The 3,981-nt window shown below is 65.9% G+C and carries 5 protein-coding genes; 3 read left to right on the top strand and 2 right to left on the bottom strand.

What is annotated here, in order from left to right:
* Positions 1–55 precede the first annotated feature (55 nt).
* From RT662_RS08545 to RT662_RS08555, 3 genes are all read left to right on the top strand, one after another.
* Positions 56–571 (top strand): heme-binding protein, encoded by a 516-nt coding sequence (locus tag RT662_RS08545; protein WP_313670285.1) that lies wholly within the window; start codon positions 56–58, stop codon positions 569–571.
* A gap of 124 nt (positions 572–695) precedes the next feature.
* Positions 696–1,220 (top strand): translation initiation factor IF-3, encoded by a 525-nt coding sequence (gene infC / locus RT662_RS08550; protein ID WP_303780048.1) that lies wholly within the window; start codon positions 696–698, stop codon positions 1,218–1,220.
* 85 nt (positions 1,221–1,305) lie between these two features.
* Complete coding sequence (locus RT662_RS08555) at positions 1,306–1,797, top strand: GAF domain-containing protein (RefSeq protein ID WP_313670286.1); 492 nt, start codon at positions 1,306–1,308, stop codon at positions 1,795–1,797.
* A 51-nt stretch (positions 1,798–1,848) separates the two neighbouring features.
* On the opposite strand, the gene RT662_RS08560 is transcribed toward RT662_RS08555, so the two are convergent.
* A complete protein-coding gene (locus RT662_RS08560; RefSeq protein ID WP_313670287.1) occupies positions 1,849–3,459 on the bottom strand; it encodes a M56 family metallopeptidase in 1,611 nt (536 codons plus the stop codon).
* On the bottom strand, positions 3,456–3,821 hold the full coding sequence (locus RT662_RS08565) for a BlaI/MecI/CopY family transcriptional regulator (protein WP_313670288.1): 366 nt from the start codon (positions 3,819–3,821) through the stop codon (positions 3,456–3,458). Before RT662_RS08565 ends, RT662_RS08560 begins: the two co-directional genes overlap by 4 nt.
* Positions 3,822–3,981 lie beyond the last annotated feature (160 nt).

Below are 3,981 nucleotides of genomic sequence, written 5' to 3' on the forward strand. Positions count from 1 at the left end.
ATCTGCGCGATCCGGCCGGCAACAAATTGTGCGCCCTGTATCGGATGCCCGCCTGATGCGCGGCCTTTCCTTTCTGGGGGCGGCGCTGCTGATGGCTGCCCCGGCGACACTGCTGCTGGCCGCCCCGGCGGCGGGGCAACTGATCAAGGACAAGCCGGTGCTGACGCTCGATGGCGCCCGCATCGTCACCGATGCTGCCCACGCCGAAGCCGAAAAGCGCGGCCTGAAGGTGACCATCGTGGTCGTCGATCCGGCCGGCATTGCGATTGCGCTGCGCCGCATGGATGATGCGTCGATCGCCGGGCCGGACATCGCCACCGGCAAGGCGCAGACGGCGGCGCGTTTTGGCAACCCCACCGCCCTGTTCGAACAGCGGCTGCAGAAGGAAGGCCAGCTGCGCTACCTCACCTTCCCGGTGGGTGTGGTCGCGTCCGAAGGCGGTGTTCCCATCAAGCGAGACGGCAAGACCGTGGGCGCAGTGGGCGTTTCAGGCGCCACCAGCCAGGAAGACGGCCTGATCGCGGCGGCCGGCATCGCGGCGCTGGAGGCCGCGCTCGCCCCGAAGAAATAACCCGTCTTTTTTGGCTGAATCCGGCCGGTTCACCTGCGCCCTCTTGCCGCTGGTGGGCCGGCCGCGCTATTGAGGAGCGTAACACTGCACAGGAGAGACTGCCATACCACCGCCCCCACGCCGCATGATGAACACGCCCGCGCCGATGACCGGCCCGCGTTATGACGAATTCATCTCTGTTCCCAAGGTCCGTGTCATCGATCAGGACGGGGAAAATCTGGGTGTGCTCTACACCCGTGAAGCCATTGCGATTGCTCAGGAAGCCGGGCTGAACCTGGTGGAAGTCTCCCCTGGTGCCGATCCGCCGGTGTGCAAGATTCTCGATATCGGCAAGTTCAAATACGAAAGCCAGAAAAAGGCTGCCGCCGCTCGCAAGAACCAGAAGACGCAGGAGATCAAGGAGATCAAGATGCGTCCCAACATCGACGAGCATGATTATCAGACCAAGATGAAGGCCATCAATCGCTTCCTGGAAGACGGCGACAAGGTGAAGCTCACCCTGCGCTTCCGCGGCCGCGAGCTTTCGCACGGCGAACTCGGCCTCAAGCTGCTGGAGCGCGTGCGCGACGAAACCGCCGAACTGGCCAAGGTGGAGCAGCTGCCCCGCCTGGAAGGCCGCCAGATGCTGATGGTGATCGCACCGAAGTAATTCGGGCTTCAACCACGACAATCAACGCCGCCGGCTCACCCCGGCGGCGTTTGCGTTTCCGGGGCTGCGGCGCTAACGCCCGGCCATGTCATTCTTTGCCCCCGCCCTCGAAGGCACCACGCCCGAACGCTATGCGCAGCTGAACCAGCAGCTTGGCCTGCTTATCGGCGACGAGCGCGACTTCGTTGCCAACATGGCCAACATGGCGGCGCTGCTCTTCCACCAGCTGCCCGATCTCAATTGGGCCGGTTTCTACCTGATGCGCGAAGGCGAACTGGTGCTTGGCCCGTTCCAGGGCAAACCGGCCTGCATCCGCATCCCGCTGGGTCGCGGCGTGTGCGGCACGGCGGCAGCGACCCGCGAAACCCAGGTGGTGCCTGATGTGCACGCCTTCCCCGGCCATATCGCCTGCGATGCCGACAGCCGGTCCGAAATCGTGGTGCCGCTGATCAAGGATGGCGCAATCATCGGCGTGCTCGATCTGGACAGCCCGAAACCCGGCCGCTTCGATGAAGACGACCGGGCCGGGCTGGAATCCGCAGCGGGGCTCTTGCTGGGGGCCAGCCTGATGCTCTGAACCTGTGCCGCCCGGCCTGAAAGGGGCCAGAACCGGGCAGCAAGGATCAGATCATTTTTCGACCTTCACGATCACTTCGGTGCGTTGGTTGGCCATCGCCGCATCGATACCCTTCAGCGCAGCGGCGCGCTGTTCGGCCGAAAGATCCCGCGATTTCTCGATGGCGGCGCGGGCCGAGGCCATGGCCTCGCGCACCTTCTTCTGCATTTCCATGCCGCAGGTGGCGAGCTGCGCCATGTCGGCATCGGCGGGCAGCTTCACGCCGTCGCTGGCACAGCGGTCGCGCATGCGGGCTTTCACCTCGGCCATGCGGGCTTCGACGTCCTTGCCAGCCAGCGCGGCGTGCTTGCCGGCCATTTCGGCCATCTCCTGATGGCGGATCATCACCATCTTCTTGCCTTCGGCGGTTTCCATCACCTTGACCATCTCGCCCGGGCCGCCGCCGTGCATCATCATCACGTGCGGGCCGTCGCCGCTGGTTTCGTCCGTCACCACCTTGCCATCCTTCATGATGATCTTGCGGACGATCTTCTCGCCGGGCTTGCCTTGCGCGCCGTCGATCTTGTGGGTGAACACCATCACCTTGGGCGCAGCTGGAGCATTGGGCGCAGCCGGCGGCGACACCGGGGCGGGCGGCGACACGGCGGCCGGCGGTGATACCGGCGCGGGCGGCGAGACGGGAGCGGGCGGGGCCGGTGGTGCCGGCGGGGCGGGCTGCGCGCCCGATGCGGTGGCGATCAGGCCGCCGGCAGCAAGACCGGTCACGGCCAACAGGCCAAAGGCGCGGCCGAAACGGCCCAGCTTGCGATCCTTCATCATGGCAAATCGTTCCTTCAACTGGCTCTTGTGGTTCATGGCGCAGGCGGCGACCGGGGTGGCGACGCAGGCGGATTTCAACACGGCCCGGCCATAGGTGGCGCGGGTGTCACCATCGCTGCCGGCCAGCACGCTGGCATCGCAGGCGAGTTCCTGATCGGCGCGGAAGGCACGCCAGGCGGCATGGGCAATCGGGTTCCACCAATGCGCCGCCAGCACTACCAGCCCGGCCAGATTCGCGGCAAGGTCAAGCCGATCATGGTGGGCAGCTTCGTGCAGCAGCGCCATGCGGCGCTCGGCCGGCGAATAGCGGGAAAGGAAATCGGCGGGCAGCAGGATACGGCGATGGATGATGCCGGCCGCCATCGGCCCGGGCACATGGGCCGACACGATCACGTCCACGCCGCCCTGGCGGGTGAGCAGTTCGCCGTCGCGCACCGCCTGGCCCACAAAGCGCACGTGCCGCGCCCACTGGATGGCCAGAAAGGCGACCGCGCCCACCGCCCACGCCCCAAGCAGTAGCAGCGGCCAATCCGGCAGCAGGCTCACATTGCCGGCCTGCACCGTCGCGGCTGGCAGAGGCTGGGTGTAGAGCGCGGCATCGGCCGGCGGCATCAGCGCCAGCGCCACATCACCTTCCGGGTTGGATTGCGCCACCGGCACATACAGCGGCTGCCAGCCCGGAATCGCCGGCAGCACCATGCGCAGTGCCGGCAGCGCCCACAGCGCATAGGCCATATGGGCGCCCCACAGGCGGGCCACCGGGCGCCGCACCATCAGCACCAGCAACATCAGCAGGCTGGCACCGATCAGCGCCTCCACCAGCCATTCGGTGGTCAGCATCATTGCTTCAACTCCCGGATCAGGGCTTCCAGTTCGGCAATATCGGCAGACGAAAGCTCGCCGCGTTCGGCCAGGTGGGCGACCAGCGGCGCCGGGCGGCCACCGAACAGGCGATCGACCAGCCGCCGCGATTCGCCCGCGGCAATGGCGGCGCGATCAACGGCGGGCGCATAGAGATAGCGGCGGCCGTCTTCCGTGGTGGTCAGCGCGCCCTTGGCGGCGAGGCGGGACAGCAGGGTCTTCACCGTCGTCAGGCCCCAGCCGGTGGGCTGCAACCGGGCCGCCACATCCTGCGCAGTGAGCGGATGTTGCGTCCACAACACCTCCATCACCTGCCATTCGGCTTCGCTGATACGCTCTGACATGATCGGCACCCGAGTCGTTTACATCTGTAATCGATTTATCGACTACGACTGTAGTCGTCAAGCACTGTTCAGCATGGGTGGTACACACATGCAGAAGCCAGGCTTTGATTGTGCAACCTGAAGTCTGGAAATTTGGATTTGGGATGGTCAGGCATTCTGG

The sequence above is a fragment of the Sandarakinorhabdus sp. genome, assembly GCF_032115815.1.
Lineage (GTDB): Bacteria > Pseudomonadota > Alphaproteobacteria > Sphingomonadales > Sphingomonadaceae > Sandarakinorhabdus.